The following is a 26,184-nucleotide window of genomic DNA, read 5'->3' as shown; positions in this document are numbered from 1 at the left end:
TTCAGCGACCCCTTACAGCTTCATCAGGCTGGCGTCGTCGACCGAGGCCGAGTGGCGGGAACGGAACAACGACACGATGATCGCGAGCCCGACGACGACCTCCGCGGCGGCGACGACCATCGTGAAGAAGGCGAAGATCTGGCCGTCGAGATTGCCGTGCATCCGGGAGAAGACGACGAAGGCGAGGTTGCAGGCGTTGAGCATGAGCTCGACGCACATGAACACCACGATCGCGTTCCGTCTGATCAGGACACCGGTGGCGCCGATCGTGAACAGCAGAGCGGCGAGATAGAGGTAGTTGACCGGATTCACTTGGACGCCTCCTCCGGCTTCGTGCGCTCCAAGCGCTCCTCGGCACGCTGCTCCAGCGCCTTGAGGTCCTTCAGCGCGTCGGCCGACACGTCACGGATCTGCCCGCGGTCGCGCAGCGTCTTGCTGACGGTCAGCTCGGACGGAGTGCCGTCGGGCAGCAGGCCCGCGATGTCCACGGCGTTGTGCCGGGCGTAGACACCCGGCGCCGGCAGCGGCGGGATGTGCTTGCCCTCGCGCACCCGCTGCTCGGACAGCTCGCGCTGGGTCCTGGCACGCTCGGTGCGCTCGCGGTGCGTCAGCACCATGGCGCCGACCGTGGCCGTGATGAGCAGGGCGCCGGTGATCTCGAAGGCGAACACGTACTTCGTGAAGATGAGGGCGGCGAGGCCCTCCACGTTGCCGTTCGCGTTCGCCTTCGCCAGGCCGTCGAAGTCCTGGACGGACGCGTTGCCGATGCCGGCGAACAGCAGGATGCCGAAGCCGGCTCCGCAGAGCAGGGCCAGCCAGCGCTGGCCCTTGATGGTCTCCTTCAACGAGTCCGCCGCGGTGACACCGACGAGCATGACGACGAAGAGGAAGAGCATCATGATCGCGCCGGTGTAGACGACGACCTGGACGATGCCCAGGAAGTAGGCGCCGTTGGCGAGGTAGAACACCGCCAGGACGATCATGGTCCCGGCGAGGCACAGCGCACTGTGCACGGCCTTGCGCATGAAGACGGTGCACAGGGCGCCGATCACCGCGACCGTGCCGAGAACCCAGAACTGGACGGCTTCCCCGGTGGAGGTGGAGTACGCGGCCAGGTTGGCGGTCATGCCTCCGCCCCCTCTCCGGCGGACGTGCCCGACGGACTCGCCGAGGGGTGCAACTCGCCCTTGGAGACGGCCACCTGGCGCTCGGTGCCGGGCGCCGCCTCGGTCACCAGACCTCGGTAGTAGTCCTGCTCGTCCGTGCCCGGGAAGATCGAGTGCGGCGTGTCGACCATGCCTTCCTGGAGTCCGGCGAGCAGTTGCTCCTTGGTGTAGATGAGGTTGGCGCGGCTGCTGTCCGCGAGCTCGAACTCGTTCGTCATCGTCAGCGCGCGCGTGGGGCACGCCTCGATGCACAGGCCGCACAGGATGCAGCGGGCGTAGTTGATCTGGTAGACGCGGCCGTAGCGCTCGCCCGGGGAGTAGCGCTCCTCCTCGGTGTTGTCCGCGCCCTCCACATAGATGGCGTCCGCGGGACAGGCCCAGGCACAGAGCTCGCAGCCGACGCACTTCTCCAGGCCGTCCGGGTGACGGTTGAGCTGGTGCCGGCCGTGGAACCGCGGTGCGGTGGTCTTCTGCTGTTCCGGGTACTGCTCGGTCAGCCGCTTCTTGAACATGGCCTTGAAGGTCACGCCGAAACCGGCGACAGGGTTCTGGAAACCGGGTTTGGTCTCCTTGGGCTCCTCAGCCATCGGACCCCTCCTTTCCGTCACGAGATCCGGTAACCGGTCCATCACTCGCAGTATCGGACCCGCCACTGACAATCAGCTCCCGCTCCCGGCGCGGACGGCGCCGCGGAACCGGCGGCAGCTCCTGTCCGGGCAGCGGGGGCACGGGGAATCCACCGGCCATCGGGTCGAAGGCGGTGGGCTCGGCGGGCGTCTCCTGGCCCTGCTTGTCGCGGAAGATGTCCGCCACGAACGACAGCAGCAGGAGGACGAGGACGCCTCCGCCGACGTACAGGGCGATGTCCGCGAAGTCGTAGTTCTCGTTGCGCAGCGTCCGGACCGTCGCGACGAGCATCAGCCAGACCACGGAGACCGGGATGAGCACCTTCCAGCCGAGCTTCATGAGCTGGTCGTAGCGGACGCGCGGGAGCGTGCCGCGCAGCCAGATGAAGAAGAACAGCAGGAGCTGCACCTTCACCACGAACCAGAGCATCGGCCACCAGCCGTGGTTGGCGCCCTCCCAGAAGCTGCTGATCGGCCAGGGCGCCCGCCAGCCGCCCAGGAAGAGCGTCGTGGACACGGCCGAGACCGTCACCATGTTCACGTACTCGGCGAGCATGAACAGCGCGAACTTGATCGACGAGTACTCGGTGTTGAAGCCGCCGACGAGGTCGCCCTCGGACTCCGGCATGTCGAACGGGGCCCGGTTGGTCTCGCCGATCATCGTCACGATGTAGATCAGGAACGAGACCGGCAGCAGGAGGATGTACCAGCGGTCCTGCTGCTGCTCGACGATCGTCGAGGTCGACATCGACCCGGAGTAGAGGAACACCGAGGCGAACGCGGCACCCATGGCGATCTCGTACGAGATCATCTGGGCGCAGGAGCGCAGACCGCCGAGCAGCGGATAGGTGGATCCGGAGCTCCAGCCGGCGAGCACGATCCCGTAGATGCCCACCGAGGCCACCGCGAGGATGTAGAGCATCGCGATCGGCAGGTCGGTGAGCTGCATCGTGGTGCGCTGGCCGAAGATCGAGACCTCGTTGTCCGCGGGCCCGAAGGGGATCACCGCGATCGCCATGAAGGCCGGGATGGCCGCGATGATCGGCGCGAGGACGTAGACGACCTTGTCCGCGCGCTTGACGATCAGGTCTTCCTTGAGCATCAGCTTCACGCCGTCGGCGAGCGACTGGAGCATGCCCCAGGGCCCGTGCCGGTTGGGGCCGATGCGGAGCTGCATCCAGGCGACGACCTTGCGCTCCCACACGATGGAGAAGAGCACGGTCACCATCAGGAAGGCGAAGCAGAACACCGCCTTGACGACGACCAGCCACCAGGGGTCGTGGCCGAACATCGAGAGGTCTTCAGCGGCGAGGTACGGCGTCATGCCTCCACCTCCTTAGGGGCCTCGGCGGCGATCGTCGCCGGGCCGATGCGGACGAGTGCGCCGGGCAGCGCCCCGGTGTCGGAGGCGACGCCCCCTCCGGTCGAGTTCAGCGGGAGCCAGATCACACGGTCGGGCATCTCGGTGATCTGCAGCGGGAGTTCGACCGCTCCGGCGAGACCGGTCACGGCGATCACGTCGCCGTCCTTGACCCCGGCCTCGGCAGCGGTCGCGGCCGACACGCGCGCGCGTGCGGCGTGCCGGGTCCCGGCGAGCGCGGTGTCGCCCTCCTGGAGGCGCCCCTGGTCGAGCAGCAGCCGGTGTCCGGCCAGTACGGCCTCCCCGGCGGCCGGACGGGGCATCTGCACCCCGGACTCCCGGGGTTCACCGGCCGACTGTCCGTCCCAGGCGCCGAGCCGGTCGATCTCCCCGCGCGTGGTGCGCAGGTCCGGCAGTCCGAGGTGGATGTCCATGGCGTCGGCCAGCATCTGCAGGACGCGCGCGTCGGCGGGCGCGAGGCGCCGGGTCATCTGGTCGGGCTTGAGAGCGGCTTCGAAGGAGCGGACCCTGCCTTCCCAGTTGAGGAAGCTTCCGGCCTTCTCCGCGACCGCGGCGACCGGCAGGACGACGTCCGCGTGCTCGGTGACCTCGCTGGGTCGCATTTCGAGCGACACCAGGAAGCCGACTTCGGACAGGGCCTCACGCGCGCGTGCCGGGTCGGGGAGGTCGGCGACCTCCACACCTGCCACCACCAGGGCGCGGAGCTCGCCGCCGACGGCGGCCTCCACGATCTGGCCGGTGTCACGGCCGTAGCGGTGCGGGAGTTCGGAGACTCCCCACACGGCCGCGACCTCGTCCCGCGCGCGCGGATCGGTGGCCGGGCGTCCGCCCGGCAGCAGCGACGGAAGCGCGCCGGCCTCGATCGCACCGCGTTCCCCGGCCCGGCGCGGGATCCACACCAGGCGGGCTCCGGTGGCGGTGGCGGTCCGCACGGCGGCGGTCAGCCCTCCGGCCACGGAGGCCAGCCGCTCACCGACGACGATCACGGCGCCCTCGGCGCGCAGGGCCTCGGCGGCCTTCGCGCCGTCGCCCTCCAGGCCGACGCCGCTCGCGAGCGCGTCCAGCCACTCGGTCTCGGTGCCGGGGGCGGCCGGCAGCAGCGTGCCGCCCGCCTTCTCCAGACCTCGGGTGGCGTGCGTGGCGAGGGAGAAGGTCTTCTGCCTGTGCCCGCGCCATGCCTTGCGCAGCCGCAGGAAGACGCCGGGCGCCTCCTCCTCCGACTCGAAGCCCGCCAGCAGGACGGCGGGCGCCTTCTCCAGAGAGGTGTACGTGATGCCGGTGCCGTCGAGGTCCCGGCCGCGTCCGGCGACCCGGGCGGCCAGGAAGTCGGCCTCCTCGGAGCTGTGCACGCGCGCGCGGAAGTCGATGTCGTTCGTGTCGAGAGCCACGCGCGCGAACTTGCTGTACGCGTAGGCGTCCTCGACGGTGAGCCGGCCGCCGGTGAGGACACCGGCCCGGCCGCGGGCGGCGGTCAGCCCCTGGGCGGCGGCCTCCAGGGCCTCCGGCCAGGACGCGGGTTCGAGGACACCGCCGGCGTTGCGCACCAGGGGGGTGTCGAGGCGGTCCCGCTGCTGCGCGTACCGGAATCCGAACCGGCCCTTGTCGCAGACCCATTCCTCGTTGACCTCGGGGTCCGGCGCCGCGAGACGTCGCATCACCTTGCCGCGCCGGTGGTCGGTGCGCGTCGCGCAGCCGCCGGAGCAGTGCTCGCACACGGAGTGCGAGGAGATGAGGTCGAAGGGGCGCGAGCGGAAGCGGTAGGCCGCCGACGTGAGCGCGCCCACCGGGCAGATCTGGATCGTGTTGCCGGAGAAGTACGACTCGAAGGGGTCGCCGTCACCGGTACCGACCTGCTGGAGCGCGCCCCGCTCGACCAGTTCGATCATGGGGTCGCCCGCGATCTGGTTCGAGAAGCGGGTGCAGCGGGCGCACAGCACGCACCGCTCGCGGTCCAGGAGCACCTGGGTGGAGATCGGGACCGGCTTCTCGTACGTCCGCTTCCTGCCCTCGAACCGGGATTCGGCGTTGCCGTGCGACATCGCCTGGTTCTGCAGGGGGCACTCGCCTCCCTTGTCGCAGACCGGGCAGTCCAGCGGGTGGTTGATGAGCAGCAGCTCCATCACACCGTGCTGTGCCTTCTCGGCGACCTGGGAGGTGAGTTGAGTCTTGACGACCATCCCGTCCGTACAGGTGATCGTGCAGGACGCCATGGGCTTGCGCTGGCCCTCGACCTCGACGATGCACTGGCGGCAGGCGCCGGCCGGGTCGAGGAGCGGGTGGTCGCAGAACCGGGGGATCTCGATGCCGAGCTGTTCGGCGGCCCGGATGACCAGGGTGCCCTTGGGCACGCTCATCTCCACGCCGTCGATCGTCAGCGAGACGAGGTCCTCCGGCGGGACCGCGGCTTCCCCGCCTCCGGAGGGAGCGCTGGTGGTCACTGTCATGCGTTCACCTCCGTGTGCTTGTCCGCCCAGACCGTGGACTTGGCGGGGTCGAAGGGGCAGCCGCGGCCCGTGATGTGCTGCTCGTACTCCTCGCGGAAGTACTTGAGCGAGGAGAAGATCGGCGAGGCGGCACCGTCGCCGAGGGCGCAGAACGACTTGCCGTTGATGTTGTCGGCGATGTCGTTGAGCTTGTCGAGGTCGGACATGACGCCCTTGCCGGCCTCGATGTCGCGGAGCAACTGAACGAGCCAGTACGTTCCTTCACGGCACGGCGTGCACTTGCCGCAGGACTCGTGGGCGTAGAACTCGGTCCAGCGGGTGACGGCGCGGACGACGCAGGTCGTCTCGTCGAAGCACTGGAGTGCTTTCGTGCCGAGCATGGAACCCGCGGCGCCCACTCCTTCGTAGTCAAGAGGGACGTCGAGATGCTCGGCGGTGAACATCGGGGTCGAGGAGCCGCCCGGCGTCCAGAACTTCAGCCGGTGGCCGGGGCGCATCCCGCCGCTCATGTCGAGGAGTTGACGCAGGGTGATGCCGAGGGGTGCCTCGAACTGGCCGGGGCTGGCGACATGGCCGCTGAGCGAGTAGAGCGTGAAGCCCGGAGACTTCTCGCTGCCCATCGACCTGAACCATTCCTTGCCTTTTTGGAGAATTGCGGGAACTGACGCGATGGATTCGACGTTGTTCACAACAGTTGGACACGCATAAAGGCCCGCGACAGCAGGGAAGGGGGGACGGAGCCGCGGTTGACCACGGCGGCCTTCGAGCGAGTCGAGCAGCGCGGTCTCCTCACCGCAGATGTACGCGCCCGCGCCCGCGTGCACGGTGAGCTGGAGGTCGAGTCCGCTGCCCAGGATGTTCTCGCCGAGGTAGCCCGCCGCGTAGGCCTCACGCACGGCCTCGTGCAACCGCCGCAATACGGGGACGACTTCACCGCGGAGATAGATGAAGGCATGCGAAGACCGGATGGCGTAGCACGCGATCACAATGCCCTCGATGAGGCTGTGCGGGTTCGCGAAGAGGAGCGGGATGTCCTTGCAGGTTCCCGGCTCCGATTCGTCGGCGTTGACAACTAGATAGTGAGGTTTGCCGTCTCCCTGGGGAATGAACTGCCATTTCATTCCGGTCGGGAAGCCGGCGCCGCCGCGGCCCCGCAGCCCGGAGTCCTTGACGTAGGCGATCAGGTCGTCCGGTGACATGGCGAGTGCCTTGCGCAGGCCCTCGTACCCCTCGTGCCTTCGGTAGACGTCCAGCGACCAGGACCTGTCCTCGTCCCAGAAGGCCGACAGCACGGGTGCGAGCAGCTTTTCCGGACTTGTCTCGTTGATCTCGGCTGCCAAGGTCATCACTCCCCCTCCTCTGCCACGGGACCCGCCGGGTGGGACGGGTCGGAGGCCGACGTGTCCTGCGGCGCGTCGTGCGAGCTCGGGTGCTCGGCGGGCCGCTGGTTCTGAGGTGCTCCTCCGCCCCGCGGATGCACCACGCGCGCGGGGGCGCTCTCCCCCTTGGCCAGGCGCAGCCCCACCAGGGACGCGTGGCCGGCGCTGCCGCCGGACTCCACCGCGCCCTCGCGCTCGTCGGGGAAGCCCGCCAGGATCCGGGCGGTCTCCTTGAACGTGCACAGCCGGGCACCGCGGGTCGGCTCGACGTCGGCGCCCGCGCGCAGGTCGTCGACGAGGCGCTTGGCGGAGTCAACGGTCTGGTTGTCGAAGAACTCCCAGTTGACCATCACGACCGGCGCGAAGTCGCAGGCCGCGTTGCACTCGATGTGCTCCAGGGTGACCTTGCCGTCACCGGTGGTCTCTCCGTTGCCGACGCCCAGGTGGTCCTGGAGGGCCTCGAAGATGGCGTCGCCGCCCATGACGGCGCACAGGGTGTTGGTGCAGACACCCACCTGGTAGTCACCGCTCGGCTTGCGCCGGTACATCGAGTAGAAGGTCGCGACAGCGGCGACCTCGGCCGTCGTCAGGCCCAGTACCTCCGCGCAGAATCGCTGTCCCGTGCGCGTGACGTGGCCCTCCTGCGACTGCACGAGATGCAGCAACGGAAGGAGCGCCGAGCGGGAGTCGGGGTAGCGGGCGATGATCTCGCGCGCGTCCGCCTCCAGCCGGGCCCGGACGTCGGCCGGGTAGTCGGGCGCGGGCAGTCGGGGCATGCCCAGGCTGACGCCCTCGGGGGTGGTGGTCACCGGTCGACGCCTCCCATCACGGGGTCGATGGACGCGACGGCGACGATGACGTCGGCGACCTGGCCGCCTTCGCACATCGCCGCCATGGCCTGCAGGTTGGTGAAGGACGGGTCCCGGAAGTGGACCCGGTAGGGGCGGGTGCCTCCGTCGGAGACGACGTGCACCCCGAGTTCGCCCTTGGGCGACTCGATCGCCGTGTACGCCTGTCCCGGCGGCACGCGGAAGCCCTCGGTCACCAGCTTGAAGTGGTGGATCAGGGCCTCCATGGAGGTGCCCATGATCTTCTTGATGTGGTCGAGCGAGTTGCCGAGACCGTCGGGGCCGAGCGCGAGCTGGGCGGGCCAGGCGATCTTCTTGTCGGCGACCATGACCGGACCGGGCTGGAGCCGGTCCAGGCACTGCTCGATGATCCGCAGCGACTGGCGCATCTCCTCCAGGCGGATCAGGAAGCGCCCGTAGGAGTCGCAGGTGTCGGCGGTCGGGACCTCGAAGTCGTAGGTCTCGTAGCCGCAGTACGGCTGGGACTTGCGCAGGTCGTGCGGCAGGCCCGCCGAGCGCAGGATCGGGCCGGTGGCGCCGAGGGCCATGCAGCCGGCCAGGTCGAGGTAGCCGACGTCCTGCATGCGGGCCTTGAAGATGGGGTTCCCGGTGGCGAGCTTGTCGTACTCGGGAAGGTTCTTCGTCATCTTCTTCACGAACTCGCGGATCTGGTCCACCGCGCCCGGGGGCAGGTCCTGGGCGAGTCCGCCGGGGCGGATGAACGCGTGGTTCATCCGCAGGCCCGTGATCAGCTCGTAGATGTCGAGGATGAGCTCACGGTCACGGAAGCCGTAGATCATGATCGTGGTGGCGCCGAGCTCCATGCCTCCGGTGGCGATGCACACCAAATGGGAGGAGAGTCGGTTCAGCTCCATGAGGAGCACCCGGATGATCGAGGCGCGGTCGGGGATCTGGTCGGTGATCCCGAGGAGCTTCTCGACGCCGAGACAGTAGGCCGTCTCGTTGAAGAACGGCGTCAGATAGTCCATGCGCGTCACGAACGTGGTGCCCTGGGTCCACGTGCGGAACTCGAGGTTCTTCTCGATGCCGGTGTGGAGGTAGCCGATGCCGCAGCGGGCCTCGGTGACGGTCTCGCCGTCGATCTCCAGGATGAGCCTGAGCACGCCGTGGGTGGACGGGTGCTGCGGGCCCATGTTGACGATGATGCGCTCGTCGTCCGACTTGGCCGCGGACTGGGCGATCTCGTCCCAGTCGCCGCCGGTGACCGTATATACGGTGCCCTCGGTCGTCTCGCGGGGCGAGGCGGCCGATGCCCCGGAAGGGGTCTGCGTGCTCATGAGTACGACCTCCGCTGGTCCGGAGCCGGGATCTGGGCGCCCTTGTACTCGACGGGAATGCCGCCGAGGGGATAGTCCTTGCGCTGCGGGAAGCCCTGCCAGTCGTCCGGCATCATGATCCGCGTCAGCGCGGGGTGGCCGTCGAAGATCAGGCCGAAGAAGTCGTACGTCTCGCGCTCGTGCCAGTCGTTCGTCGGGTACACGGTGACGAGCGAGGGGACGTGCGGGTCCGCGTCCGGGGCGCTGACCTCCAGCCGGATCAGCCGGTTGTGGGTGATCGAGCGCAGGTGGTAGACGGCGTGCAGCTCGCGGCCCTTGTCCTGCGGGTGGTGGACGCCGGAGACGCCGGTGCACAGTTCGAACCGGAGGGCCGGGTCGTCGCGCAGGGTCTGGGCGACGGGGAGCAGGTACTCGCGTTCGACGTGGAAGGTGATCTCGTCGCGGTCGACGACCGTCTTGTCGATGACGTTCTCGGGGACGAGTCCCTGTTCCTCGAGAGCCCCCTCCAGTTCGTCGGCCACCTCGTCGAACCAGCCGCCGTAAGGGCGGGCGGCCGCGCCTGGCAGCCGGATCGAGCGGACCAGGCCGCCGTAGCCGGAGGTGTCGCCGCCGTTGTCGGCGCCGAACATGCCGCGCTGGACGCGGATCTCCTCGCCCTGGTCGCCTCGCTGGCCGGGAAGGTTGGAGGCGCTCAGGTCCTTCTCGGGGTTGACCCCGTTGCCGTTCGCGTCGCTCACCGCAGCAGGCCCTTCATCTCGATGGTGGGAAGCGCCTTGAGCGCCGCTTCCTCCGCCTCGCGGGCCGCCTCCTCGGCGTTCACGCCGAGCTTCGAGGTCTGGATCTTCTGGTGGAGCTTGAGAATCGCGTCCATCAGCATCTCGGGCCGCGGCGGACATCCGGGCAAATAGATGTCGACCGGGACGATGTGGTCAACTCCCTGCACAATGGCGTAGTTGTTGAACATTCCGCCCGATGACGCACAAACCCCCATGGAGATGACCCACTTGGGGTTGGGCATCTGGTCGTAGACCTGCCGCAGCACCGGCGCCATCTTCTGGCTCACCCGGCCGGCCACGATCATCAGGTCCGCCTGGCGGGGCGACCCGCGGAACACCTCCATACCGAAGCGGGCCAGGTCGTAGCGCCCGGCGCCGGTCGTCATCATCTCGATGGCACAGCAGGCGAGTCCGAATGTCGCGGGGAAGACGGACGCCTTGCGCACCCAGCCCGCGGCCTGCTCGACGGTCGTCAGCAGGAATCCGCTCGGCAGCTTTTCTTCGAGTCCCATGCTTAAAGGCCCCTCAGTCCCATTCCAGGCCGCCGCGCCGCCATACGTACGCGTAGGCGACGAAGACGGTGAGCACGAAGAGCAGCATCTCCACGAGCCCGAAAACACCCAGGGCGTCGAAGGTGACGGCCCAGGGGTAGAGGAAGACGATCTCGATGTCGAAGACGATGAAGAGCATCGCCGTCAGGTAGTACTTGATGGGAAAACGCCCGCCGCCGACCGGCGTGGGGGTCGGCTCGATGCCGCACTCGTAGGCGTCGAGTTTGGCGCGGTTGTACCGCTTCGGACCGATCAGCGTGGCCATGACCACGGAGAAGATCGCAAAGCCTGCCCCGAGGGCTCCCAGTACGAGGATCGGCGCATACGCGTTCACGCTCCTCGCTCCTCTCAGTCGGCACTGACTGGTGGCGGTTTCGACGGGCCCGCACCCCTGCCTCGTCAGCACCGCGAACCCCACCCGTCCCGGCGAAGATCGCGGACATGTGAAGCAGGTCACAAGCCCAACTGCCTCGCATCTTATGCCCGGCGGTCTGTGATCTGCGACACGGGGTATTGCCTTAGCTTTGTGATCTCCACCACCTGGCGAACGATCATGAAGTCGGATGAGCAGTGATCTTCACACACGAAGCGTCAGGTCGATCACGAGACGTGACATTTTCGTTCATCTCCGCAGGCCCAGGGGGTCGTCTCAATATCAAGAGTCTTCCGCCGCATGCAAATTCGCGCTGGACGCACCCCCTTGATAGGGGACCGCGTTCACACGTCGGAGGGATCAACGGGACCGATGTGGACACGTGCACGCGTTCACGAGCGGGCGCGACGGCTGGGCGACGGGGGTCCACGCGCGGGACGCGAGCGCCCGGGTGACCGTTCCGTGACCTGCGCCACATCTACCTATGGGTCAGATAAGCCGGGCTTGGCCATCCTCTTCAACCGGTGGTAGGTCGCGGGCAATTCGGACGTAATACTGAAAGGCCATGATCACGGGCCTGATGGACAGTGTCCGCAATGCCCGTTACGGCGTCAATAAAGAGTGACGGGCGACGAATTCGGCGGCCGATTGAACAACTGTGGCGCACCACACGTTTCTTGAAGGTATGGAGGAGCCCCTGGTACCGCTAGTACCCATGTCCCACACCGCACACATACGAAGCCACCGGAAGCCCCGTCGCAACGCTCCGTCGCTCGCGATGCGCGCCGGAGTTGCCGGTGGCGTCCTCAGCACCCTCGCCGTGGCCGCGGCCGCGGGTTCGGCGAGCGCCGCCGAGCCCGTCACGCAGACCATGGAACTGCCGACCCTGACTGCCGACCTGGCCAACCAGGTCGCCCAGTCCGCGGACGCCACCCAGCAGGCCGCGGCCGACTATCAGCTCCAGGCTGAGCGCGACGCGGCGGCCGCCAAGGCCGCCAAGCAGGCCAAGGCCGACCTGGCGGACGCCAAGAAGAAGGCCGAGGCCAAGACGAAGGCCGAAGCCGCGCGCAAGGCCGCGGCGGCCGACGCCGTCTCGCGTTCCTCGGCGCGGACCACCCTGTCGGCGAGCGCGTCCACGAACGTCGCGGCCCCGGCCAGCGGCAGTGTCGCGACTGTCATCGCCTTCCTCAAGGCGCAGGTCGGCGACGCGTACGTCATGGGCGGCACCGGACCCAACGCGTGGGACTGTTCCGGTCTGGTGCAGGCGGCGTTCAAGCAGGTCGGTGTCGACCTGCCGCGTGTCTCGCAGGACCAGTCGGTGTCCGGTACGCCGGTTTCCCTGTCGAATGTCCAGGTCGGCGACATTCTGTACTGGGGTTCGGCGGGTTCGGCCTACCACGTCGGTGTGTACATCGGTAACGGGCAGTACCTCGACGCGGCCAACCCCTCCAAGGGCGTCGTGATCCAGGACCTGTCGGGCTACCCGGCCACGGGCGCGGTGCGCGTGCTCTGAACCCCCGGGTGAACTGCCGAAGGACCGCTTCCTGTGCGGGGAGCGGTCCTTCGGGCTGTTCCTGACCCGGTGCCGGCGGCGTCCGGAGCCGCCCCGGTGGCCACCGGGGCGGGTCGTGCGGTCAGGCCTTCGGGGCGACCTTCGAGAGGCCGTTGATGATGCGGTCCATCGCGTCGCCGCCCGTCGGGTCGGTGAGGTTCGCGAGCATCTTGAGGGTGAACTTCATCAGCATCGGGTGGGTCAGACCGCGCTGCGTGGCGATCTTCATGACCTTCGGGTTGCCGATGAGCTTCACGAAGGCGCGGCCGAGGGTGTAGTACCCGCCGTAGGTGTCCTTCAGGACCCGCGGGTAGCGGTGGAGAGCGAGTTCGCGCTGGCCGGGGGTGGCGCGGGCGTGGGCCTGGACGATGACGTCGGCCACGATCTGGCCGGACTCCATGGCGTAGGCGATGCCCTCACCGTTGAAGGGATTCACCAGACCGCCGGCGTCACCCACGAGCAGCAGGCCCTTGGTGTAGTGCGGTTGACGGTTGAAGGCCATCGGGAGGGCCGCGCCGCGGATCGGGCCGGTCATGTTCTCGGGGGTGTAGCCCCAGTCCTCCGGCATCGAGGCGCACCACGCCTTCAGGACCTCGCGCCAGTCGAGCTCCTTGAAGGAGTCGGAGGTGTTGAGGACACCGAGGCCGACGTTCGAGGTGCCGTCGCCCATGCCGAAGATCCACCCGTAGCCGGGCAGCAGCCGGTCCTCGGCGCCCCGCCGGTCCCACAGCTCCAGCCACGACTCCAGGTAGTCGTCCTCGTGGCGCGGCGAGGTGAAGTACGTGCGGACGGCGACGCCCATCGGGCGGTCCTCACGGCGGTGCAGGCCCATCGCGAGGGAGAGGCGGCTGGAGTTGCCGTCCGCCGCCACCACCAGCGGGGCGTGGAAGGTCACCTCCCGCTTCTCCTTGGAGTCGGCGTCGCCCACCTTGGCGTGCACGCCGATGATCCGGCCGGTGCGCTCGTCGAGGATCGGGGCGCCGACGTTGCAGCGCTCGTGCAGCCTCGCTCCCGCCTTCTGCGCCTGCCGCGCGAGCTGCTCGTCGAAGTCGTCCCGCTTGCGCACGAGTCCGTAGTCGGGGAAGGAGGCGAGATCCGGCCAGTCGAGCTGGAGGCGGACACCGCCGCCGATGATGCGCAGGCCCTTGTTGCGGAGCCAGCCGGCCTCCTCGGAGATGTCGATGCCCATCGACACGAGCTGCTTGGTCGCGCGCGGGGTCAGTCCGTCACCGCAGACCTTCTCGCGCGGGAAGGCCGTCTTCTCCAGGAGCAGGACGTCGAGCCCCGCCTTCGCCAGGTAGTAGGCGGTGGTGGAGCCGGCTGGCCCGGCCCCGACGACGATGACGTCGGCGGTGTTCTCGGAGAGTGGCTGGGACTCGGTCACGGCGGGGTCTCCCCAAGACTCGAAATGAACGTGCCGACGGGCACTGGACATGGGCAGTCTATGCAGCGGTACCGATCACCCGGCTGAAGGGCTGCCCCGTGAACCGAGCTCTCCCCGAAGTACGCCTGCGCGTCCCCACCGACGAGGACGCTCTCGAGTGGCACCGGGTCTTCGACGACCCCGAGGTCATGGAGTTCCACGGGGGCCGCGCGGCCGAGCGGTCCGTCTACGAGGAACTCACGGCGCGCCAGCGGCGGCACGACGCGGAGCACGGGTTCTGCCTGTGGACGATGGTCGGTCCCGGGGACGAGGTACTGGGCTTCACGGGCGCGCAGCCCTGGCCGCACGCCTGGGGCCCGGCCGGGGAGATCGAGATCGGCTGGCGGCTGGGGCGGGCGCACTGGGGCAAGGGGTACGTCACGGCGGCGGCCCGGACCACCCTGGAGCGGGTCCGCGCGGCGGGCGTCACGGACGTCGTCGCGATGGTCGACGCGGGCAACACCCGTTCCATCGCGGTGACGAGACGGCTCGGAATGGAACTCGCGGAGCGGTTCACGCTGCCCTCGTCGCGGCAGGAGGGCCACCGCTACCGGCTGGCTCTGTGACGGTTGCCGGAGCGAGGCCACCCCTGCCGGCCGGCCTTGTGACGGCTGCCGGCGTCGGCCCTGTGACGGAGTCCGGCGCGTCTCCTCATGGCTTCCGGAAGGGCACGGGCGAGGCTTACCCTTCCGGTACCGCTGGGGGTGACGTCTGTGCGCATAACACCCAAGACACCCGAAGTGCGCGTGCCGCGGCTCGTCGGTCTGATGGCCGTGGACGCGCGTGAGACGGCAGAGGCTCGCGGTGTTCTGCTCGCCGCGCCCGACCGGCCCGATTTCCATCGGACGGTCGTCGACTACGTCGTACGGCAATTTCCGCAGCCCGGGGCCGAAGTGCCGCGCGGAGCCGTCGTGACGGTGTGGTTCGACCTGGGGGACGCGGAGGGCGGCGCCGGGGTGCGTGAGCCCCGTCCGCCCCGTCCGCCGTCGGGCGGACCGCGCCGCGAACTCGACCTGCCGGGCGACCCGTTCGTGGTCCTCAGGTAGCCGGTCCCGGAGGGCCCCCGGGCGTCGGCGTCGAGCGGGGTCAGGCCGGCTTGAAGCCCCGGTGGAGGGCCACGATGCCGCCCGTCAGGTTGCGCCAGGCCACCTTCGACCAGCCGGCGCCGATGAGCCGCTGGGCCAGTTCCGGCTGGGTCGGCCAGGCGCGGATGGACTCGGCGAGATAGACGTAGGCGTCGGGGTTGGAGGAGGCGGCGCGGGCGACCGGGGGCAGCGCGCGCATCAGGTACTCGGTGTAGACCGTGCGGAACGGCGCCCAGGTGGGGTGCGAGAACTCGCAGATCACGACGCGGCCGCCCGGCTTGGTCACGCGGTACAGCTCGCGGAGCGCGGTGTCGGTGTCCTGCACGTTGCGCAGCCCGAAGGAGATCGTGACGGCGTCGAACGTGTCGTCCTTGAAGGGCAGTCTGGTCGCGTCACCGGCGGTCAGTGGCAGCCAGGGGTGGTTCCGCTTGCCGACGCGGAGCATCCCGAGGGAGAAGTCGCAGGGGACGACGTAGGCGCCGGTGCGGGCGAAGGGGAGCGACGAGGTCGCGGTGCCGGCCGCGAGGTCCAGGATCTTCTGCGCGGGGCGCGCGTCGACCGCCTTCGCGACCTCCTTGCGCCACGCCCGGTCCTGTCCGAGCGACAGCAGGTCGTTCGTCAGGTCGTACCGTTCCGCCACGTCGTCGAACATCGAGGCGACTTCGTGCGGCTGCTTGTCCAGGGATGCGCGAATCACGGTCCCCATTGTGGCAGTACGGGCCCGAGGGCTCTCCGGCGCCCGGCCGGGAACGGTCCGTCGTTCCCCTGTACGGGAAGGCGCCGCACCCGCCCCGTGAACCGCGGGGAGGATACGGCGCCGTTCCGACGGCCCGACGGGTTCCGCCTGCCGACGGGCTCCGCCGCGCGCCGGGTACTGCCGGTGCCAGGTACTACGGGGGTTGTCAGGTATCACGGGGTGCCAGGCACCACGTGCCGGGTGCTACCGCGTGGGCTCGGGGATCTCGGCGAACACCGCGTTGATGGTGTGGTTGGCGTTCATGGTGATCGTGTAGTTCGGCGTGGTGTCCGTCTGGAGCACACCGTCGACCTCCCAGCCGGTGAGCCGGAAGCCGGGGCTCGTCTCGGCGGTGACGGTGACCTGCGTGCCGGGGTCGTACGGTCCGTACTCGCTCGGCGTGAGGCTGCCTCCGGCGGGCGGGGTGGAGGTCATGGTGAGGGAGGCCCGGTTGGTGACCTTGGAGGCCCAGTAGTTCGCCAGGAACTCGGCGGCCCTCGTCGCGTTGGCGGCGTTGTTGTTGTTCTCGTCCCCGAGAGCCTGGCCGTTCAGCAGGTTGACGGTGTTGGAGTACTGGTTGACGACCGCGCACGCTCGGGTGCAGGCGTCGGAGTAGGCCATGATCGTGTGGTGCCGCTGGTCGGCGGTGACCCAGCCGTAGTTGTCGGTGCCCACGGGAGTCGTACCGCCCTGGGACACCACCGTCTTGCGGTCGTGCATGAGACCGAAGTTGTGGCCGATCTCGTGGGCGAGGTTCTCCCACCCCGTGATGGAGAAGGCGCTGGTGACCGAGAACGCGTTGTTGCTGGTCCCCGGGCCCGCCGGGGTGGGCAGGTCCGCCTTCCCGGAGCTGTCCCCCACCGGAATGGAGGCGATGAGCGCCACCAGGTCGGCGCCGAAGGCCGTCCGCTGGGCGGCGGCCGTGACGCCGAGGGTCGGGTTCAGGGGGTTGCTGATCATGCTGAGCAGGGTTCCGGCGTTCTCACGGGCGACGCCGGTCGCCGCGGTCTCGTAGGTGTTCACGACATGCACGCTGGCCGGCACCTGGCTGGTCGCGAGCGCCCTGTTGAGCTGGTTCACGCCGTACCGGATCCGGCTCTGGACCGCGGAGACCGAGCCGAGTTCCGTGAGGGTGGCCGGGGTGTAGGCGACGACGATGTCGATGGCCGCGGGGTTGTCGGGGGTGGCGACCCTCAGCCCCGGCTTGTGCGGCCCGACCGACCTGGTCGGCGGCACGGTCACCGTGTCGACGCCCTGTCCGCTCGGCGGCAGTTTCAGAGCGTCGATCTCCTGGAGCAGGTACCTGCCCGGCCGCTTGGCCACCGGCTTGTACAGGTACTGGCGGAAGCCCGCCTCGATCTCGCCGGACAGGGTGACCGGTCCGGCGGTGCACGCGCCGATGACGGACACGGAGATCGTGTTCTCCGGGTGCCTCGGGTCGTGGCCGGACCAGAACACCGTGCCGTCCGGGTCCTGGCGCTTGAAGTCCTCGATCGCCGTGAAGCCCTTCTGGTGCTCGAAGAGCGGGAAGGTGCGGCGCTCGGGCACGCCGTCCTTCTGTCTGCCGCACAGCGAATGGAAGTCCTTGGGATTCGCGCGCATCACCGCGCTGCGCTTCACCCACGGCTCGGGGTCGCGGCCGGGTCCGGCTCCGGCGGCAGCGGGGGTGTTCACGGCCAGCGACAGGGCGGCGGCGAGTGCGGTCGCCGCGGTGGACGCGGCGAGCAGGGAACGACGCATGAGGAACGTCAGCCTCTCTGTGGGGGTTTCTCCCATGCTCCGTAACCAAGATCGCGCCCTGCTCGCTGGAGGCGTCCACAGACGGCCAACCGGGGCGAGGTTCACCCTTCGAGCCGCTACGGCAGCAGCCGGGGCCGCTTCCGGGCGGCCACGTCCTCGACCCAGCCGAACAGCGGGATCGCGATCCAGATCAGCACCCAGCCGACGGCGAACATGAACCACTGGCTCTCCAGGGGCAGCCACTTCTCGAAGGCCGGCACGTTCCAGAACCGGTCGATCAGCGGGACGGCCAGGATCAGCGCGATCTCGTGCCAGAGGTAGATCGTCACCGCCCGCCCGTTGAAGATCGTCACCGTGCGGTCGAGCCGCCTGAAGCGGGCCATCCAGGCGAAGTCGACGTCGTAGTAGGCCTTGAAGTACATCAGCGCCGTCACGAAGCCCGCCGACCAGAAGGCCTGGGCGAGGGGTATGTCGTCCAGGTCGTACGTGCCGTACTCCGCCCGGTGCGCGAGGGCGTACCAGCCGCCGTAGGCGAGGGCGGCCGCCGAGGCGAGGACCACCACGGCCGGTTTCAGGCGCCGGAGCGCCCCCTCGCGGTGGGCGAAGCCGAGGAGCCAGCAGAAGAGATAGGTGGCGAGGTCCGTGAGGGTGCTGCCGAAGCGGTCGTCCGGCGGCTGCCACACGTACTGGAAGACCACGATCGGGACGAGCGAGAGGAGCAGCACCGGTATCGGGGCCCTGCGGAAGACGTTCAGGAGGAGAGGGGAGAGCAGCACGAACCAGAGGTACGTCCGCAGGTACCAGAGGATCTCCCAGGCCTGCTCGCCCCACTCGTTGCCCGGAGGGTCGCCGACCGGGACGATCCAGAACACGATCTGCCATCCCGGCATCCAGCCGTGTATCAGCATCGCCATCACGACGAAGAGGCCCCAGAACCAGAACGGCGGCAGCAGTCGCCGCATCCGGCCGCGCACCACCTTGAGCGCGGGCCGCTCCAGGGACTTGGCCATCAATGTGCCGGCGAGCGCGAACATCACGCCCATCGACGGGAAGACCAGTCCGGCCCAGGCCCAGCCGAAGGTGTGGTACGTGACGACACGGACCAGGGCGACGGCACGGAGGGCGTCGAAGTAGCGGTCCCGGCCGCCCCCGGTTCCCTTCTCGCGGGACGGGACCGGGGACGGGACCGGCTCGGCCGCCGCCGTCTCCGTCTCCGTGAGAACGGGATCCTCCGGCTCGGGCACGTACGGGCACCGCTCCTCGTACGGCGCCGGTTGCTCGTACGTCATCGGCTGCTCGTACGACGGGGTCTGGTCGTACGGGAGCCCTGGCCCGGGGTCGTAGGCGTACCCGCCGTCGTACCCGTACGCGGGGCCGTGGCCGTACCCGCCGTCGTACCCGTACCCGTATCCGCCCTCGTACCCCTGGCCCTGCTGTTCCGCGCCCCAGGTCATCTAGCTCACTCCTGCCGGGGTTCCGACCTCGCCCGTGCGTTTGAGCTTCTGCCAGCGGAGGCGGCCGCCGGTCAGGGCCGTGACGCAGGAGTGGATCAGAACCAGGTACATCATCTGGCGGTAGGCGAGTTGCTGCAGCGGCAGCATCGCGAGGTAGCGGTACTTCTCCCGGTCGAGCCGGAACGCGTAGGCCGCGCAGATCAGTTGGACCGCGAGGACGGCCAGCCAGGCGAGCAGCGCGGCCCGGAAGTCCACGAAGATCATCGAGTAGGCGGTGAACACGTCGATGAGCGGCGCGAAGACCGGCGTGACGATCTGGAAGAGCACCACCAGCGGCATGCCGACGCGTCCGAAGCGGCCCGAAGGACCCTTGTCCGTCAGGGACTTGCGGTGCTTCCACAGCGCCTGCATGGTGCCGTACGACCAGCGGTAGCGCTGCGACCAGAGCTGTTTGAGCGAACCGGGCGCCTCCGTCCAGGCCTTGGCGTGCTCCTGGTAGACGACCCGCCATCCCGCGCGGTGCATGGCGATGGTGATGTCGGTGTCCTCGGCGAGCGTGTCCTCGCTCATGCCGCCGACCTCAAGGACCGCGTCCCGGCGGAACGCGCCGATCGCGCCGGGGATGGTGGGCATGCAGCGCAGCAGGTCGTACATGCGGCGGTCGAGGTTGAAGCCCATCACGTACTCGATGTGCTGCCAGGCGCCGATCACGGTGTCGCGGTTGCCGACCTTGGCGTTGCCCGCGACGGCCCCGATCTCCGGGTCGGCGAAGGGCTGCACGAGCTGGTGCACGGCGTCCGGCTCGAAGACGGTGTCGCCGTCCATCATCACGACGATGTCGTGACGGGCGTGCCGGACACCGTTGTTGAGCGCGGCGGGTTTGCCGGCGTTCTCCTGCCGGACGACCCGGACGTTCGGCATGCCGAGTGATTCGGCGATCTCGGACGTGTCGTCCTCGGAGCCGTCGTCGACCACGATGATCTCGATCGGATGCGTGCTCTTCGCCAGTGACCTCAGGGTGTTGGCGATGCATTCCTTCTCGTTGTACGCGGGCACGATGACCGTCACCGGCCGGGTGACCGTCGGTCCCCAGCTGAACTTCCCGCCCCGACCTCCTCTGCGGCCGCGCTTGCGGTTGCGCTGCCGGTGGTGCCGGCGGGCGAGGACCAGCATCATCGCGAACCGGCCCATGACGGCGACTCCGACGACCACGAGGAACCAGGACAGCGCCGGTACGACCCATTCGGCGACCGCCACGGCGTAGACGAGCGCCTTGCCCTCGTAGAGGGTCGCGCCGGTCGCCCTGCGCTGGCCCGCCTGCGCCTCGGCGCCCTCGATGACACCGGCCGACGGACCGCCGGCCGCCGCGGTGCCCCCGGCCCGGGAACCGCCCTGGCCGGCCGCCCCGGACCCGGTCCCGCGCGCCGTTCCGGACCCGCCCCGGCCGGCGGCGGCCAGGGACGCGGCCCGGTTCAGTTCGGCCTGGGCGCCGCTGACCGTGGCGAACGTGTAGCCCTTCGCCTTCATCTTCTTGATGTACGTGTCGAGCGCCCGGACCGTCTGCGAGCGGTCGCCGCCCGCGTCGTGCATGAGGACGATGGCGCCCTTGTTCTTCTTCGGTGTCGCCCACTGGACGATCTTCGAGACGCCCGGCTTCTTCCAGTCGTCGCTGTCGGTGTCGACGAAGACGCTGGTGTAGCCGAGGCCGCCGAGCTCCTTGTAGACGGGCCAGCTGTAGTTGTCGACGGCGCTGATCTCCGAGGAGTACGGGGCACGGAACAGCGTGGTCTGGACGCCCGCCGCGCCCGCGAGGGCCAACTGCGTCTGCTTCAGCTCGCGTTGGAGCCGCGCGGTGCTCTGGTAGGAGAGGTCGACGTGGGTGAAGGTGTGGATGCCGACCTCGTTGCCCTGGTTCACCAGCTTCTTCACGACGTCGGGGTAGCGGGAGACCATCGAACCGACCATGAAGAACGTGGCGTCGACGTCGTTCCTCTCCAGGACCTTCAGGACCTCGGGCGTCCAGGTGGGGGTCGGCCCGTCGTCGAAGGTGAGCACGATGGTCTTCTCCGGCACGGACTGCGTCTTCGCGGCGCCGTCGGCGAACGTCAGGATGGGGCCGCCGTCGAGGATTTTCTGGGGGACCTTGTCGTAGGCGGCGCCGTCGCGCACCCGGGCGTCGTTGCCGATCTCCGAGCGCAGATAGCCGTCGAGCAGCATGACGCTGACGAGGGCCAGCAGGAGCATCAGGGCGAGGATGACACGGGGTTTCTGCAGCGCCGCGGCCTTCCCGGCGGCCCGCTCCAGCTTGGAGGGGGCCCGCCGACGGCCGCGCGTGGGTGTCGTCGTGGTCATGGGATTGGGTGCGCCCCGTCACTCGGCGCCGGTGGACGCGGACGCCCCGGCGGTGGTCGTGGGGGCGGAGGAGGGCGCGGAGCCGGTGAGCGGGCCCGACGGCGGGACGCCGGTGGGCGCTCCGTCCGGCGCGCCGCTCGGGCGGGCGCCGGCGTCGGGCCCGCCGTAGCCCCCGCCGGGTGCGGAGCCGGAGCGGCCGCTGCCGAAGGGGAGGAGGGAGGACGGCGTCAGCGAGGTGCCCCAGCCCATGAAGGCCATGCCGAGCACGACGGCGTACCCGAGGCAGACGACGCCGACGAGCATGCCGACTCTGCTCAGCAGGCGGGCACGGCGCCCGGAGCTGTCGACGAACACGGGGCCGGCCTCGGGCCCCCTGCCGCGTTTGCGGCTACGGCCTCGCACCTGGACATGGTTTTCGACGGCGGACTCGGATTGCATTCCCCAGACGGTAGGACGCGTTTATGTGTCGGAAACTCCGAGTTCCGTATGAACGGCCCATGAGAGAGGCCCGAGCCTGTACTTTCCCTATGAAAATCGAGAAATGTCCGCGCGACCCGGACCCGATGGATATGAGGGATATGCACCCAACCGAAGCCCGAATCACCCTTTTTGACCGCACGCTTGCCCACGCTTTCCTCTCACGGTCTCCATTCGGCATTCCGTTCCGGATGTGACACATTTCCAGTCGGGGAACGGCTGTTTGTTTTCGATCCGAGACAGACATCACACGAGATCGCGAAAGATCACGAGAGTGGGTGCGTGCGGAATGCGGAGTTTCCTGAGGCCGGCCGTAGGGGTCGTCTGCCTGGTGGCCCTGGCCTGTGCGGGGTGCTCCTCGGGCGGCGGTGACGCCTCGGACCGGCCGTCCGCGGGGGGCGGCGGAACGACGGCCGCGGCGGCGTCGCCGGAAGCGGGCGCGGCGACGTCGTCGGCCACCTCGTACGCCCCGTACGTGAGCGCCACGACCGCCGCGGACACCGACTCGGCGGGGTCGCCGACCACGTACAACCTGGCCTTCGTGATCTCGGACGGCAGCGGCTGCACACCGAAGTGGGACGGGATGTACGCCATCGGCGACACGGCGGTGAAGTCCCGGATCTCGGCGCTCGAGAAGTCCGGGGCAGGGGTGCGGGTGTCGTTCGGGGGTGCCTCCGGCAAGGAGCTGGCATCGACGTGCGGCAGCGCGAGCGACCTCGCCGCGGCCTACGGCGCGGCATTGGACGCGGCAGGGTCCACGCGGGCCGACTTCGACGTCGAGGGCACCCAGTTGAGCGACTCCGACTCGGTCGCGCTGCGCTCCGAGGCCATCGCGCTGCTCCAGAAGGAGCGTCCCGGGCTGACGGTGTCCTTCACCCTGCCCGTGATGCCGTCCGGGCTCGACGCCGACGGCCTGGCCCTGCTGGAGTCCGCCAACGACCATTCCGTGGACGTCTCCACGGTCAACATCATGACCATGAACTACGGCAGTTCGTACGCCGGCGACATGGGCGACTACGCGATCACGTCCGCCCAGGCGGCCCACACCCAGGTGAAGAAGGTGTTCGGACTGTCGAGCGCCGACGCCTGGCAGGGGCTCGCGCTCACCTCGATGATCGGCGTCAACGACGTGGACAACGAGACGTTCGGGCTCGCGGACGCCGCGCAGGTACGGGAGTTCGCCGAGAGGAAGAAGGTGGCCTGGGTGTCGATGTGGTCGACGTTCCGCGACAGGCAGTGCGAGAAGGGCAGCGCCACGGCGGACGACGCGGCGACCGACTGCAGCGGCGTGCGGCAGAGCGCGGGGGCGTTCGCGAAGGCCCTCGCGGGCTGAGCCGGCGTCACGTGGCCTGGAGCGGCCTCAGCGAACCCTCGCGGGCTGAGCCGGCGTCACGTGCGGTGGTCAGCGTCACGTGCCGTGGTCGGCGTCACGTGCCGTGGTCAGTGGGCGCGGTACACCAGTCGGCCGCCGATCACGGTCGCCACGCAGGTCCCCGCGCCGCGTCGGACCAGTTCGGCGCGGTCCGCGACGTCGAACACGGCGAACCGGGCCGGACCGCCCGGCACCAGCCCGGGCAGCAGGATCAGCGGGGTCGGGGAAAGCGACGCCGGCCCCGCGAGCCCGTCCGGCCGCCGCCCCACCGCGAGACCCACCCTGCGCACCGCGTCGACCACGGCTCGCGACCGCAGCTCCCCTGCCACCGCCACCGTGCCGTGCGCCAGCAGCCGCTGGATCCCGCGCCGCGCGCTCGCGCCGACACGTGCGGGATCGGCGCGGAAGATCCGCTTGGCCCGCTCCCCGCCGATGGGCTCGGTGCCGAAGCCCTCGGCCTCGCGCGGGTCCGGGTGGTACATGGCTTCCAGGAGTTCCGGGCCGTACGGGTTGAGCAGTCCCGGCGTCAGGATGCCGGGCCAGCGCCGCACCTTCGCGCCCGGACGGACGGCGGCCAGGTCCTCGTACGGGCCGACGGCGGCGACGACCGCCCCGTCGACCAGGACCGCCGTCCCGGCCGACTCCTCGGCTACGTGAATCGTCAGCATGAGTACGTCAGTTGGACGCGAGCAGCTTCAGCTCGGGGTGCGCCGTGCCGCCCTCGATCGCGGTCGAGGAGATGTGGGACATGACGCGCTCGTCGACCGGGTCGTTCGCCGGGTCGTCGTGGACGACGATGTGCTCGTACGTCGTGGTCCGCTGGGCGGGGACACGGTCCGCCTTGCGGATCAGGTCGATGATCTCCATGCGGTTGGAGCGGTGCTTGGCGCCGGCGGAGGAGACGACGTTCTCCTCCAGCATGATCGAGCCGAGGTCGTCCGCGCCGTAGTGCAGGGAGAGCTGGCCGACCTCCTTGCCGGTGGTCAGCCAGGAGCCCTGGATGTGCGCCACGTTGTCCAGGAACAGACGCGCGATCGCGATCATCCGCAGGTACTCGAAGAGCGTCGCCTGCGTACGGCCCTTCAGGTGGTTGTTCTCGGGCTGGTAGGTGTACGGGATGAACGCGCGGAAGCCGCCCGTCCGGTCCTGTACGTCACGGATCATCCGCAGGTGCTCGATGCGCTCGGCGTTGGTCTCGCCGGTGCCCATCAGCATGGTGGACGTCGACTCGACGCCCAGCCCGTGCGAGATCTCCATGATCTCCAGCCAGCGCTCGCCGGACTCCTTGAGCGGGGCGATCGCCTTGCGCGGGCGGGCCGGGAGCAGCTCGGCGCCGGCGCCGGCGAACGAGTCGAGGCCGGCCGCGTGGATCCGCTGGATGGCCTCCTCGACGCTCACCTTGGAGATCCGGGCCATGTGCTCGATCTCGGACGCGCCGAGGGAGTGGATGACCAGCTCGGGGTACGCGCCCTTGATCGCGGCGAAGTGCTTCTCGTAGTACTCGACGCCGTAGTCCGGGTGGTGCCCGCCCTGGAACATGATCTGCGTGCCGCCGAGCTCGACGGTCTCCGCGCAGCGGCGCAGGATGTCGTCGAGGTCGCGCGTCCAGCCCTTGGCGGTGTCCTTCGGGGCCGCGTAGAACGCGCAGAACTTGCACGCCGTGACGCACACGTTCGTGTAGTTGATGTTGCGCTCGATGATGTACGTCGCGATGTGCTCGGTACCCGCGTACCTGCGGCGGCGTACGGCGTCGGCGGCGGCACCGAGCGCGTGCAGGGGGGCGTCGCGGTAGAGGTCGAGTGCCTCTTCCGGGGTGATCCGCCCACCCTCGGCGGCACGGTCCAGCACGGACTGAAGGTCGGCCTTCTCGGTCACCGGGAGCGTCCCTTTCGTAAGGGTTGTGGACAGACTCAACCACCCTACGCCAGCCCACCCCACCGGCCGACGCCAGGCCCACCGGCGGACCGGCGTCGGGCCCACCGGCGCGACCGACTTCCGGCCCACCGGCCGACCGGCGCCGAGCCCGTCGGCGAGACCGACTTCGGGCTCATCGGCCCGACCCGCGCCGGTCCGGGTCGCCGTCAGGCCGCGAACGCCCCGATCAGCAGCCCCACGTACGCCCCCGCGATCAGGAACGGGCCGAACGGGATCGACGTCTTGCGCCCCGCGCGCCGGGCGATCACCAGCGCCATCCCGTACAGCGCGCCGAACAGGAACCCGGCGAAGGTGCCGAGGACGACCACGCTCCACCCGTACCAGCCGAGCACCGCGCCGAGGCCGAGGGCGAGTTTCACATCGCCGAAGCCCATGCCGTTCGGGTTGATGAGGAACAGCACGAAGTACCCGCCGCCGAGTGCGAGCGCCCCGAACAGGGCCGTCGTCCACTCCCCCGCGTGCTCGGGCAGCGCGGCGGCCACCCCGAGCAGGACGAGCGCCGTCGCCGCGAGCGGCAGGGTCAGCGCGTCCGGCAGCCGCTGCACCCGGAAGTCCACCACGGCGAGCAGGACGCCGAGCGGCGCGAGCAGCAGCCAGACGCCGAGCTCCGGACGCGTGCCGGTGGCGAGGGCGAGTCCGGCGCAGAGGAGGGCGGTGACCGGCGCGACGAGGAGGGCGCTGGGGCCGTAGCGGGTTCCGCCCGGGGAACGGGCGAGCCCCAGCCATCCGCGCGCGGCCCCGGTGATCGGCTGTCCTTCCGGACAGCGGTCCCGCCACGGCTCGTCGGGCTCGACGGCGAAGCGGTACGCGGGCCGGGGCACCAGAAGCCCCGCCGCCGCTCCCCAGAGCGCGGCGGCGACGACGAGCCAGAGATCGAGATCCACGCGTTCCCCCCAATAGTCCGCTGTACCGGCCGGGCCGACCGAGCCGACCGGCGGGGCCGGTGACCAGCGCCCCGGCCGCCGGTACCGAAAGAACCCGCCGGGACCGGCCGTCGAGACCGGCCGTCGAGACCGCTCCGCCGAACTCGGCCCCCCGGTTCCCGTCCGGCCGCCCCTGGCCGGTCAGCGTACGGGCGGCGGCCGGCGCGCGGTTGTCATGTGGACGACGGCCGGATGCGGCCGGTGGTCGTGGTGAGGGCCCAGGGCGTGTCCGCGAAGTCGCGGCGTCCGCCCGAAGCGCGGCCGGGCAGACGAGCCTTTGCGGAATGCCCCAG

At 69.6% G+C, this 26,184-nt stretch carries 24 protein-coding genes; 4 read left to right on the top strand and 20 right to left on the bottom strand.

Features of this window, described 5'->3' with window-relative positions; genetic code table 11:
• Nucleotides 1-12: 12 nt before the first annotated feature.
• From nuoK to ACIQ7M_RS33970, 11 genes are read right to left on the bottom strand one after another with little or no spacing between them, the layout of a single operon-like run.
• Nucleotides 13-312 (bottom strand): NADH-quinone oxidoreductase subunit NuoK, encoded by a 300-nt coding sequence (gene nuoK / locus ACIQ7M_RS34020; protein ID WP_355761887.1) that lies wholly within the window; start codon nucleotides 310-312, stop codon nucleotides 13-15.
• A complete protein-coding gene (locus ACIQ7M_RS34015) occupies nucleotides 309-1,127 on the bottom strand; it encodes an NADH-quinone oxidoreductase subunit J (RefSeq protein ID WP_355761885.1) in 819 nt (272 codons plus the stop codon). The genes nuoK and ACIQ7M_RS34015 overlap by 4 nt, the downstream gene beginning before the upstream one ends.
• Nucleotides 1,124-1,753, bottom strand: a complete 630-nt coding sequence (gene nuoI, locus ACIQ7M_RS34010) for an NADH-quinone oxidoreductase subunit NuoI (protein ID WP_103548329.1) — start codon at nucleotides 1,751-1,753, stop codon at nucleotides 1,124-1,126. Before nuoI ends, ACIQ7M_RS34015 begins: the two co-directional genes overlap by 4 nt.
• Nucleotides 1,746-3,116, bottom strand: coding sequence for an NADH-quinone oxidoreductase subunit NuoH (gene nuoH, locus ACIQ7M_RS34005; RefSeq protein WP_403651454.1), 1,371 nt, complete (start codon nucleotides 3,114-3,116; stop codon nucleotides 1,746-1,748). The genes nuoI and nuoH overlap by 8 nt, the downstream gene beginning before the upstream one ends.
• The gene (locus tag ACIQ7M_RS34000) at nucleotides 3,113-5,617 is read right to left on the bottom strand and encodes an NADH-quinone oxidoreductase subunit G (RefSeq protein ID WP_403651452.1); all 2,505 of its coding nucleotides are present in this window, start codon (nucleotides 5,615-5,617) and stop codon (nucleotides 3,113-3,115) included. The genes nuoH and ACIQ7M_RS34000 overlap by 4 nt, the downstream gene beginning before the upstream one ends.
• Complete coding sequence (gene nuoF, locus ACIQ7M_RS33995) at nucleotides 5,614-6,966, bottom strand: NADH-quinone oxidoreductase subunit NuoF (RefSeq protein ID WP_355761876.1); 1,353 nt, start codon at nucleotides 6,964-6,966, stop codon at nucleotides 5,614-5,616. The genes ACIQ7M_RS34000 and nuoF overlap by 4 nt, the downstream gene beginning before the upstream one ends.
• The gene (gene nuoE, locus ACIQ7M_RS33990) at nucleotides 6,963-7,805 is read right to left on the bottom strand and encodes an NADH-quinone oxidoreductase subunit NuoE (protein WP_386978955.1); all 843 of its coding nucleotides are present in this window, start codon (nucleotides 7,803-7,805) and stop codon (nucleotides 6,963-6,965) included. The genes nuoF and nuoE overlap by 4 nt, the downstream gene beginning before the upstream one ends.
• Nucleotides 7,802-9,142 carry an NADH-quinone oxidoreductase subunit D gene (locus ACIQ7M_RS33985; RefSeq protein ID WP_355761870.1) on the bottom strand — a complete coding sequence of 447 codons (1,341 nt, stop codon included), beginning with the start codon at nucleotides 9,140-9,142 and terminating at the stop codon, nucleotides 7,802-7,804. Before ACIQ7M_RS33985 ends, nuoE begins: the two co-directional genes overlap by 4 nt.
• Entirely contained in the window at nucleotides 9,139-9,879 is a 741-nt protein-coding gene (locus ACIQ7M_RS33980; RefSeq protein WP_355761868.1) for an NADH-quinone oxidoreductase subunit C, read from the bottom strand. Before ACIQ7M_RS33980 ends, ACIQ7M_RS33985 begins: the two co-directional genes overlap by 4 nt.
• Nucleotides 9,876-10,430, bottom strand: a complete 555-nt coding sequence (locus ACIQ7M_RS33975; RefSeq protein WP_003998928.1) for an NADH-quinone oxidoreductase subunit B family protein — start codon at nucleotides 10,428-10,430, stop codon at nucleotides 9,876-9,878. Before ACIQ7M_RS33975 ends, ACIQ7M_RS33980 begins: the two co-directional genes overlap by 4 nt.
• 13 nt (nucleotides 10,431-10,443) lie before the next feature.
• The gene (locus tag ACIQ7M_RS33970; protein ID WP_037627175.1) at nucleotides 10,444-10,803 is read right to left on the bottom strand and encodes an NADH-quinone oxidoreductase subunit A; all 360 of its coding nucleotides are present in this window, start codon (nucleotides 10,801-10,803) and stop codon (nucleotides 10,444-10,446) included.
• 724 nt (nucleotides 10,804-11,527) lie between these two features.
• Between ACIQ7M_RS33970 and ACIQ7M_RS33965 the strand changes: the two genes are divergently transcribed.
• Nucleotides 11,528-12,355: a C40 family peptidase gene (locus ACIQ7M_RS33965; RefSeq protein WP_389847260.1), complete on the top strand. Its 828-nt coding sequence runs from the start codon at nucleotides 11,528-11,530 to the stop codon at nucleotides 12,353-12,355.
• Between the two features lie 121 nt (nucleotides 12,356-12,476).
• Here ACIQ7M_RS33965 and ACIQ7M_RS33960 read toward each other — a convergent pair whose 3' ends face one another.
• Nucleotides 12,477-13,829 carry a geranylgeranyl reductase family protein gene (locus ACIQ7M_RS33960; protein ID WP_403651449.1) on the bottom strand — a complete coding sequence of 451 codons (1,353 nt, stop codon included), beginning with the start codon at nucleotides 13,827-13,829 and terminating at the stop codon, nucleotides 12,477-12,479.
• 47 nt (nucleotides 13,830-13,876) lie between these two features.
• On the opposite strand from ACIQ7M_RS33960, the gene ACIQ7M_RS33955 reads away from it, so the two are divergent.
• Together ACIQ7M_RS33955 and ACIQ7M_RS33950 are read left to right on the top strand one after the other, a co-directional pair.
• Nucleotides 13,877-14,383, top strand: coding sequence for a GNAT family N-acetyltransferase (locus tag ACIQ7M_RS33955; protein WP_355761859.1), 507 nt, complete (start codon nucleotides 13,877-13,879; stop codon nucleotides 14,381-14,383).
• Between the two features lie 147 nt (nucleotides 14,384-14,530).
• On the top strand, nucleotides 14,531-14,863 hold the full coding sequence (locus tag ACIQ7M_RS33950) for a PASTA domain-containing protein (protein ID WP_355761857.1): 333 nt from the start codon (nucleotides 14,531-14,533) through the stop codon (nucleotides 14,861-14,863).
• 40 nt (nucleotides 14,864-14,903) lie between these two features.
• Here ACIQ7M_RS33950 and ACIQ7M_RS33945 read toward each other — a convergent pair whose 3' ends face one another.
• The 5 genes from ACIQ7M_RS33945 to ACIQ7M_RS33925 form a co-directional block, all read right to left on the bottom strand.
• Nucleotides 14,904-15,599 (bottom strand): demethylmenaquinone methyltransferase, encoded by a 696-nt coding sequence (locus ACIQ7M_RS33945; RefSeq protein ID WP_355761854.1) that lies wholly within the window; start codon nucleotides 15,597-15,599, stop codon nucleotides 14,904-14,906.
• A 243-nt stretch (nucleotides 15,600-15,842) separates the two neighbouring features.
• Complete coding sequence (locus tag ACIQ7M_RS33940) at nucleotides 15,843-17,414, bottom strand: reprolysin-like metallopeptidase (RefSeq protein ID WP_403651446.1); 1,572 nt, start codon at nucleotides 17,412-17,414, stop codon at nucleotides 15,843-15,845.
• Between the two features lie 80 nt (nucleotides 17,415-17,494).
• Nucleotides 17,495-18,832: an acyltransferase gene (locus ACIQ7M_RS33935; protein WP_403651444.1), complete on the bottom strand. Its 1,338-nt coding sequence runs from the start codon at nucleotides 18,830-18,832 to the stop codon at nucleotides 17,495-17,497.
• On the bottom strand, nucleotides 18,833-21,184 hold the full coding sequence (locus ACIQ7M_RS33930; protein ID WP_403651442.1) for a bifunctional polysaccharide deacetylase/glycosyltransferase family 2 protein: 2,352 nt from the start codon (nucleotides 21,182-21,184) through the stop codon (nucleotides 18,833-18,835).
• 18 nt (nucleotides 21,185-21,202) lie between these two features.
• Nucleotides 21,203-21,622 (bottom strand): hypothetical protein, encoded by a 420-nt coding sequence (locus ACIQ7M_RS33925; RefSeq protein WP_403651440.1) that lies wholly within the window; start codon nucleotides 21,620-21,622, stop codon nucleotides 21,203-21,205.
• 328 nt (nucleotides 21,623-21,950) lie between these two features.
• Here ACIQ7M_RS33925 and ACIQ7M_RS33920 point away from each other — a divergent pair, with 328 nt between their 5' ends.
• A complete protein-coding gene (locus ACIQ7M_RS33920; RefSeq protein ID WP_403651438.1) occupies nucleotides 21,951-22,994 on the top strand; it encodes a chitinase in 1,044 nt (347 codons plus the stop codon).
• A gap of 107 nt (nucleotides 22,995-23,101) precedes the next feature.
• Here ACIQ7M_RS33920 and ACIQ7M_RS33915 read toward each other — a convergent pair whose 3' ends face one another.
• The 3 genes from ACIQ7M_RS33915 to ACIQ7M_RS33905 form a co-directional block, all read right to left on the bottom strand.
• Nucleotides 23,102-23,701, bottom strand: a complete 600-nt coding sequence (locus ACIQ7M_RS33915) for a hypothetical protein (RefSeq protein ID WP_403651436.1) — start codon at nucleotides 23,699-23,701, stop codon at nucleotides 23,102-23,104.
• 7 nt (nucleotides 23,702-23,708) lie between these two features.
• The gene (mqnC, locus tag ACIQ7M_RS33910; protein ID WP_355761834.1) at nucleotides 23,709-24,908 is read right to left on the bottom strand and encodes a cyclic dehypoxanthinyl futalosine synthase; all 1,200 of its coding nucleotides are present in this window, start codon (nucleotides 24,906-24,908) and stop codon (nucleotides 23,709-23,711) included.
• 206 nt (nucleotides 24,909-25,114) lie between these two features.
• Entirely contained in the window at nucleotides 25,115-25,852 is a 738-nt protein-coding gene (locus ACIQ7M_RS33905) for an A24 family peptidase (RefSeq protein ID WP_355761832.1), read from the bottom strand.
• Nucleotides 25,853-26,184: the final 332 nt, after the last annotated feature.

It is taken from the genome of Streptomyces sp. NPDC096324 (genome assembly GCF_044763015.1).
In the GTDB taxonomy this organism is placed as follows: Bacteria; Actinomycetota; Actinomycetes; order Streptomycetales; family Streptomycetaceae; genus Streptomyces.
This window is presented reverse-complemented; position numbering and strand designations above follow the sequence as displayed.

Coding starts and splice junctions, on each gene's coding strand:
- nuoH (WP_403651454.1), bottom strand. CDS start 3,116: ATGACGCCGTACCTCGCCGCTGAAGACCTCTCGATGTTCGGCCACGAC.
- ACIQ7M_RS33920 (WP_403651438.1), top strand. CDS start 21,951: ATGCGGAGTTTCCTGAGGCCGGCCGTAGGGGTCGTCTGCCTGGTGGCC.
- ACIQ7M_RS33915 (WP_403651436.1), bottom strand. CDS start 23,701: ATGCTGACGATTCACGTAGCCGAGGAGTCGGCCGGGACGGCGGTCCTG.
- ACIQ7M_RS34015 (WP_355761885.1), bottom strand. CDS start 1,127: ATGACCGCCAACCTGGCCGCGTACTCCACCTCCACCGGGGAAGCCGTC.
- nuoI (WP_103548329.1), bottom strand. CDS start 1,753: ATGGCTGAGGAGCCCAAGGAGACCAAACCCGGTTTCCAGAACCCTGTC.
- ACIQ7M_RS33940 (WP_403651446.1), bottom strand. CDS start 17,414: ATGGGAGAAACCCCCACAGAGAGGCTGACGTTCCTCATGCGTCGTTCC.
- ACIQ7M_RS33930 (WP_403651442.1), bottom strand. CDS start 21,184: ATGACCACGACGACACCCACGCGCGGCCGTCGGCGGGCCCCCTCCAAG.
- ACIQ7M_RS34000 (WP_403651452.1), bottom strand. CDS start 5,617: ATGACAGTGACCACCAGCGCTCCCTCCGGAGGCGGGGAAGCCGCGGTC.
- ACIQ7M_RS33985 (WP_355761870.1), bottom strand. CDS start 9,142: ATGAGCACGCAGACCCCTTCCGGGGCATCGGCCGCCTCGCCCCGCGAG.
- ACIQ7M_RS33975 (WP_003998928.1), bottom strand. CDS start 10,430: ATGGGACTCGAAGAAAAGCTGCCGAGCGGATTCCTGCTGACGACCGTC.
- ACIQ7M_RS33935 (WP_403651444.1), bottom strand. CDS start 18,832: ATGACCTGGGGCGCGGAACAGCAGGGCCAGGGGTACGAGGGCGGATAC.
- ACIQ7M_RS33960 (WP_403651449.1), bottom strand. CDS start 13,829: ATGTCCAGTGCCCGTCGGCACGTTCATTTCGAGTCTTGGGGAGACCCC.
- ACIQ7M_RS33925 (WP_403651440.1), bottom strand. CDS start 21,622: ATGCAATCCGAGTCCGCCGTCGAAAACCATGTCCAGGTGCGAGGCCGT.
- ACIQ7M_RS33965 (WP_389847260.1), top strand. CDS start 11,528: ATGGAGGAGCCCCTGGTACCGCTAGTACCCATGTCCCACACCGCACAC.